This window comes from Haloferax sp. s1 (assembly GCF_058382125.1).
On the sequence record NZ_JBZRPK010000563.1, the window covers coordinates 1 to 7,526 of the forward strand.

7 protein-coding genes are annotated in these 7,526 nt (G+C 55.7%); all 7 read left to right on the top strand.

Annotation, left to right across the window (positions count from 1 at the left end; all coding sequences use genetic code 11):
• Positions 1–1,491 (top strand): bacterio-opsin activator domain-containing protein (locus QT222_RS10410; RefSeq protein ID WP_491477126.1); only part of this gene is annotated, 1,491 nt, incomplete at its 5' end.
• A 545-nt stretch (positions 1,492–2,036) separates the two neighbouring features.
• Entirely contained in the window at positions 2,037–2,639 is a 603-nt protein-coding gene (locus QT222_RS10415; RefSeq protein ID WP_491477127.1) for a hypothetical protein, read from the top strand.
• Positions 2,640–2,786: 147 nt separating this feature from the next.
• Positions 2,787–3,437 carry a hypothetical protein gene (locus QT222_RS10420; RefSeq protein WP_491477128.1) on the top strand — a complete coding sequence of 217 codons (651 nt, stop codon included), beginning with the start codon at positions 2,787–2,789 and terminating at the stop codon, positions 3,435–3,437.
• Positions 3,438–4,499: 1,062 nt separating this feature from the next.
• Positions 4,500–4,862 (top strand): hypothetical protein, encoded by a 363-nt coding sequence (locus QT222_RS10425; RefSeq protein WP_491477129.1) that lies wholly within the window; start codon positions 4,500–4,502, stop codon positions 4,860–4,862.
• A gap of 69 nt (positions 4,863–4,931) precedes the next feature.
• Positions 4,932–5,489: a carboxymuconolactone decarboxylase family protein gene (locus tag QT222_RS10430; protein WP_004060667.1), complete on the top strand. Its 558-nt coding sequence runs from the start codon at positions 4,932–4,934 to the stop codon at positions 5,487–5,489.
• A gap of 120 nt (positions 5,490–5,609) precedes the next feature.
• On the top strand, positions 5,610–6,599 hold the full coding sequence (locus QT222_RS10435; protein WP_491477130.1) for a sulfite exporter TauE/SafE family protein: 990 nt from the start codon (positions 5,610–5,612) through the stop codon (positions 6,597–6,599).
• A gap of 117 nt (positions 6,600–6,716) precedes the next feature.
• A partial coding sequence (locus QT222_RS10440; protein WP_491477131.1) for an SDR family NAD(P)-dependent oxidoreductase occupies positions 6,717–7,526 on the top strand: 810 nt, incomplete at its 3' end.

Genomic DNA, 7,526 nt, shown 5'->3' on the forward strand with positions numbered 1-7,526 from the left:
ACCCTCGCCGGCCATGCGTACCGCCGAGGCGAAGCGGTGCGTAACGACGAAATTGATGGCAGCGAGACCGTCGTTGGGGAGACGAGCGGCGAGACGAGCTTTCACTTCCCGCTCGGGGAACACGGAACGTTGACCGTGTTCGTCCCTTCGGGAACTGAGGTCTCTGAATCCGACATCCAGTTGCTGGAAGTGCTTTCAGCGACCGTTACGGCCCACCTCAATCGCGCCGAGCGCGAGCACACCATCCAGGAGCAAAAACATGAGTGCCGAAACCAACGTGACCAACTCGACACGCTCAACCGGATTAACATACTCATCCAGGATGTCGTCAGAGAGTTGGTCAAGGCTGGCACGCGTGATGGAATCGAAAATCAGGTTTGCCGGCAGTTGGCCGAATCGAACCTCTACCGCAGCGCGTGGATAGCTGAAGTGAACGGGGTCACGGATGGAATTCTTATCAAGACGGGTGCAGGCGTCGAAGACGGGTATCTGGATGCAATCGAGCAGATGAAACTGCCCCGGATTGGAAACGGAACGGTCAAACAGGCAATCGAGACGGGTGAACTCAGTATCGCACGACTGTACCAAGTCAACAGTAACACGTCGACACCCGAAGTAGAGCCACCCGCCGAGGGCGAAGTCGAGGTTACCGCAGCCATCCCGTTGCGTTACGGGAACCGAATCTACGGGGTGCTCGTCGTGGACGCTGCTCGTGAAGACGCCTTCGGGGAACATGCGCAGTCGGGATTGAAAGTCCTCGGGGACGCAATCGGATTCAGTATCAACGCTCTTCGGAACAGGGAGCTACTCCAGTCAGACGAAATCGTCGAACTCGAGTTCGAGCTCACTGATCAGTCGAATCTCCCCGTCTACTTCTCCGAGAAACTCGGCTGTCGCTGTCGACTTGAGGGGACTGCTCCCGCAGAGGACGGCAATTACCTTTGCTACCTCTGGGCTGACGAGGCGTCGGCCGACACCGTGAGCGAGGTGGCCGAGGACATGGAGACGGTTACCCACAACCGAGTCATCAAAGAGCAGGAAGAGGAGTGTCTGTTCGAAGTAATCAAGACTGAATCGGTCCTGCAGACCATGGCCGAAGTCGGTGCAACCGTCCAAAACGCCGTGGCAGAAGACGGGGACGGCACACTCGTTATCGAGACATCCCAGACCACGAACCTTCAGGAAGTGATTGAGGCACTCCAGTCGCTCTATCCCACCGTGGAGATGACGGCTAAACGGACGGTCGACCGTTCGGTTCAGATCGTTACTGACCTCCGTAACACGGCTGAGGACCGTCTCACAGAGAAGCAGAGACAAGCCATAAAAGCCGCGTACCACGCCGGCTACTACGACTGGCCGCGCGGAAGCACTGCCGAAGAGATAGCCGAGTCGATGGATGTCTCCTCCGCAACGCTCCATCAGCACCTCAGACGGGCGACGTGGAAACTCCTGACAACATTCCTTGAAGAGACGCACGACCATCCCGGGTGAACCCCCACCGCCTCGGAACTCGACTTTTGGCGAGTGTAAGCCAATCATGGCGAGGTCGAAGTCAATCAGTGAGCTACTCTCGTGGAGTAACAATCAGCTATTGTTCGACCTGCCAGTACCGGAGATCTCCTTAGACGGACACCCAATAACGGTGAAGGGGGTGGGAACGATGGTAGGGGGTTGGGAGTGTGAAAAGGCCCAGTTCAGCACGAGACAGGAACAGGATCTAGTTGTGTGGATGGCTGACCATACGATTCGGTAGGGTTATCCGAATCCGAAGTGGCCGTGTCCTGACCTGCCTCAACGCAGTATTCTCCGAGTAGAATAAAATAGCTTTTCTTACGATACTCAAGCCAGTGAGTAGCAGCACACCATGTGCAAGAAATCAACCGAGTGATACGCTCCACAGGCGGTGAAGAGCGGAACTGTGTGCTGTCAACGATGACGTTCCAGTCACCTACATGTACCGTCATACATTGGACTGTCGAGAGGTTCGAGAACCAAGTTTACCAGTTACTTATTACCGTCGAGAACCAACAATAAGGATGAACGAGCGACTAACCTGTCGGCGCAGGTATCTGAGAGCGGTCGGTGCTCTGGTCGCTGGAATTACGTGGAGCACAACGGCCGTTGGCTCAGCCCGCGCAGATGACGACATCATCGAGTTCGACTCCGGGTCGACTGACCGGTGCAGTCGATTCGTCGAGTACGAAACCAGCGACGGCGAAGAGTTCGAGTCCTGCACCGGACCTGAGGGTGGATTCGTCGAGGAGATTGACGACGACGGTGATGAAGAGCGGACGGAGTTCGACAGTAACGGTACCGTCCGTCGTCGTGTTGAGGAGGATGCCGATGGCGACGAAGAAGAATGGGTCTACGACGAGAACGGAACCCTCAGATTCCGACGGGAAGAGGATGCCGATGGCGACGAAGAAGAACGGGTCTACGACGAGAATGGAACGCTCCGATTCCGGCGAGACGAGGATGACGACGGTGACGAAAAGGAGTGGCTGTTCGACGAGAACGGCACACTCCGAGTGTTCGACAAGGACGATGAGGACGGCGACGACGTCCGACGTATCTACGACGTGAACGGTACCCTCATCAGTTCACACCGTGATGACGACGACCTCGACTTCGACGACTGAGGGTTGCCGTCTCCCGGCTCGGTGAGGGGTATCCAGGCGGGAAGCTGTTCTCCGTCTCGCGCAGAAACGTCGTAGTAAGTCAGTTACCGAACTGATACTACGGCTTGATATTCTCTGTTCACGATGTGTTAGATGGAGGAAGTGTGGATGGCTGACCTCCCGAGACGAAAGTGGGTACTGAGCGTTGGGTCCGGGGTTTCCGTCTTGTTAGTCGGCTTTCGGCTGTTTACGCCAAGCCAATCTGACACTGGAACAACCGACGAGACACCCAACGAACGAACGAAATCCGGCGCGACGGCGACGAGTTCACACCAGACCCCGGGAAGGGACGAACTCAGCTATGAACTCGATGCGGACGGGAGCGTCGAGTTCGAGTACCGGAACGTCGAGTTCGAGGCGGGACCGGATGGTGTCGAATTCACGACTGTCGGTGAACCGAATATTGATTTCGAAGCCGAGTCGGAGTCGGTCGAGGTGACGGTAGTCACCGAAACCGATGCGTTCGATTTCGAGTACAACGGAGGCAACGACATCGAGTTCGAAACGCCCGACGACGCTGCTGACACCGACGTAGAAGTCGAAGACGCGAAACTCGAGTACGAGGGCGTCTCGGTGGACTTCGAGTGGGAAAAGGACGACGAGATAGAGATAGAAATCGACGGTGGAGTGAGGATGGAGTACAGTCCGGATGAATTCACGTGGGTCGGCAACGAAATCACGTTCGAGTGGGAGAAGGATGACAACGAATTCGAAGTCTCCCGAATAAACCGACCACGACGCAGTACCGATACTGCGTAGCGTTCCGCACCCACGACGCAACGACCGCAGAGGTACAGATAATCAATTGATAGCAGTACCTTACGCTCGGGAAAGGTAGTTTCCGACTGGTAATAAACCGTTACACCAGTACCCTTGTAAGCATAGTGCACCAACTGTATTAAAGAAAGCTCGTAACCGATGCCACACCCCGGGGCACTCCTAACGACAGGTGACTGGGCTACACCCCGAAACGGACGACTCAACAACGTTATTCTGTGTTCGGGTTGATGTAAGACACATAGTACAGTAATGCATTAAACCGATGATATGCATATACATTCGCCGGACTGCATGAAGTATCTTATGCCACTCTGCTTGGCCATCCGTTGGTTCGCCTTCTGGACGACGGTCGTGCCGCATCAGGATGCAGATAGTGGTTGGCGAGACCGTTGTCAAAACAAATGCCAACTAGTTTTGTTTTGTTACCACAATATCTATTGAGTAGAATCGGCCTTCGATGTCGGGTCAATTGGGTGAAACGGTACCAACCCAAATGGTTGTATCTCCCGATTAGTTCACTGAGAAATACGATCTCGTGGGAACTGCATTTTCTATCAATGTCTATTGATATTTAGCTGAAATCCTTGCGTTAGGGGGAGTTCGGTTGGTGTGGCTCCGCCGGCCGAAAATTCATCTGAAAATGAATCAATTTTCTCAAACACACACCAACTACGTCCATGATTCCAGATTAGGTGGGCACGTTCGTCCTCACTAGAATTGTGTTTCTCATCCACAATTATGGATTTTCAGCGGTCGAATCGCGTGCTTGAAAATCGGATACCAGCCAAGAAGAGTCTACAGCAGGCAGTACTGGCTCAGTAGCGTTCGCTCGGTTAGGAGAACAGCTTTGCTCGGTATCTCGAGCCGTATGACTGCCAGTTTATCCTGCCGGGGTTGATATTCTTACGCAAGTGTGCGTCTACAGTCAACGACCGCGTCGCGGTTTAATAGCTATCCCGAATCTGATAAAATGAGATTATGGCATCCGTGATTGCTGGTCTGGCAGGGGGCGTTGTTGCAACGATTGTTATGACTATCGTGATGATGATACTGGGCGATGGTGGGCCTCCACCAACGGCGCGGCTCGTTTCGAAGGTCGCGGGAGGTGAGCCTGAGGATTACGCGATGCCCGGAATGGTGTTACACATAGCCTACGGCATCGTCGCTGGTGCCGTCTTTGCTGTCGGTGTTCCGTTGGTCGGCCTCGCTCTCAGCTCCACCATCGTTGCCGTCGGACTCGGCCTCGCTTACGGAATCCTCCTCATGGTCGGGGGAATGGTATTCTGGATGCGGATGGTCATCGGGGCGGAACCCGACCGCGACATGATGACGATGTTCGGGACGGTCCACGTCGTCTACGGCGTCGTCCTCGGCGCGTTCCTCGGGGCCGGAATCCTCGCGTAAGGAGAGTGTCGATAGGTACCACTGTGTTCCGAAATCAGACACGGACTTACTACAACAATTCCAAGACACATGACACGACTTCCGCTACTCGAATTAGACGACATCCCAGAGGAGTATCACCACCTGTTCAGTGACGACTACCTCGGCGACCGCCACATCTTCCGTGCGTGGGCGCACAATCCGGAAGTTCTCGAAGCCACGCTGGAGTATCTGAACACGCTGTACGACCAACTCGGAGACAGGCGCAAAGAACTCGTTATCCTCACCGTTGCGAAAGCTCGTGGCGCTCGCTACGAGTGGCACCAGCACGTCGACATCGCTCGTGGCAAGGGTGTCACGATTGAGGAGATGCAAGCAATCGGTGGCGGCGATTTATCCACATTCGACGACGCTGAATTCGTCTTGCTCCAATACGCCCGTGCCGTCGAGTCAGGTACTGTGACTGATCAGATTCATACTGCGCTCACTCGACACTACTCACCGGCGGAGATCGTTGCACTCGGTCTTCTCGTGGACTTCTATGTCGGACTGTGTAACTACATTGCCGCTGTCGACCTTCCGTTCGAGGGTGGTGAGTTCGTCGGGTGGGTCCCCGACGAGGAAGCCATCTCAGAACTCTTCGAGTAGTATCTGGTGAACAATGACGACTACAACGAAAATTATGATTCGTGACGGTGGATTCTCATCGGCCATTTTGAACTGCGACAATAGTACTCAACGCACCCGTAGACAGAGAGATACAGAACGATGACCAAAAACCAAACCGTCGTACTTAGTGGATTCGTCGGTGTTTTCGGGCTATTCGCCGTATCGTTTTTGAACGGGTCGGCCGGGCTCGAAGCCATCGACATTGTGCTACAGACCTTTCCCACACTAGCTGACTTCCCAACGAAGCAGTTCCTCGCGCACTGGTGGGTATTCCCAGCGTCAATCATCTTTTCGATGGTTGCACTTTCATCGGGTGTCTCGGGGGCGCTATTCTTTAGCCCGTTTTTCATGCTGGTCGTCGGCCTCTCACCCTCGCAAGCGATTGGGGCTGGACTGTTGACCGAAGTGTTCGGAATGGGGAACGGCCTATTAAATTACGTGCGCCAACGGGTTGTCGACTACGCCACTGCGAAGTGGCTACTCCTCGGTGCAGTGCCCGCGGTCGTGAGCGGGGCGCTCGCCGCTCACTTCGTTCCCACGACGCTGCTCACGGTCGTATTCGGAATCGGACTGCTCGTATTAGGTGGTTTCCTCGTGTATTACGACCCACCGGAAGAATGCGTTCCGGGCGAGTGCGAAGGCGCATTTCTCGAAGAAAAGAACTCCGGCCGTGGAGAAACTGTTATCGAGACGACCGACGGTGAGACGTTCACGTACGATACCTGCTGGCGACCACCCGGGGTCGGCCTCGCCACCGCCGGTGGGTTCATCACGGGCCTCATCAGTGCCGGACTCCCCGAAGTGACGACCACACAGTTAATCGTCCGATGTCGGCTACCGCCTCGGGTTGCAGTTGCGACGAGTGTATTTGTGCTTGCAATCGCCGCAATCGCTGGTGCGGCCGTCCACGCACTCGCTGCTACTCCGGTGTGGTATGTTGTCGCCTGGTCGATTCCTGGTGTCCTTATTGGTGGCACCATCGGTACACGGGTCGGGAAGTACGTTCCGAGTGAGCTTATGGAACCGGCGCTCGGGGTGGTTTTCGCGATTGTCGGCGTAATCGTGCTCGGAAGCGAACTTCTCGCGTAGGGGGGTGTTCAAACGCGAACAAGATTGGCTACAACGAGTTGACTGACGTCGTTGTGTCCCTGCGTTACACACCCGATATACCACTATACGCTCTGGCTACGTTGGGTCTGCACACGTATGTCTTCCGAAGCGTTCGATCTCACCGAGCCAGAACTAACCGCCGACGACCTGCTTGTTCTCGACGACCCACACTTCGGTCCCGAAACCACGGCCGTCGTGACGGGGGCTGCATCGGGTATTGGTCAGGCGACTGCGGTTGCCTTGGCCGCGAATGGAATCTCGGTTATCGGTGCCGACATCGACGAGGAGGGTCTCGAAGAGACAATCGATATCGCTGCTGACGTCGACGCGTCAGGCACGGTCCATCCAGTGACCACCGACCTCACTGACGACGCTGACGTCGAGACGATGGTCGAGGCTGCGGCCGAGCACGGAGAGCTCAGATACGTCGCAAACATCGCCGGAATGCAACACATCGCGTCGATTCCGGAGTTCCCCATGGAGAAGTACGACCTCCTTCTGGACGTTATGTTGCGCGCACCGTTTCTAACAGCGAAGCACGCGATGCCGCACATCCGTGAGACGGACGACGGTGCCGGTGCCATCGGCAACATGTCTTCGGTGCACGGTCACTACGCGACCCAAGACAAGCCCGCGTACATCACTGCGAAGCACGGTCTCGAGGGACTCACCCGAGCCATCGCTGCCGAGGGCGAGGGGACGCTTCGAGGCTTTTCAGTCAGCGTCGGGTACGTCCTCACCCCGTTGATGGTAAATCAAATCGAAGACACGGCCGAGGAGCGAGGTATCTCCAAACGGGAGGTCGTCGAGGACGTAATGCTCGGACAGGCCCGCACCAAGGAGATGATGACACCCGCCGAGGTTGCAAACCTCTTCGTGTTCGGGTTCTCCAGCCACGGCAAGCAT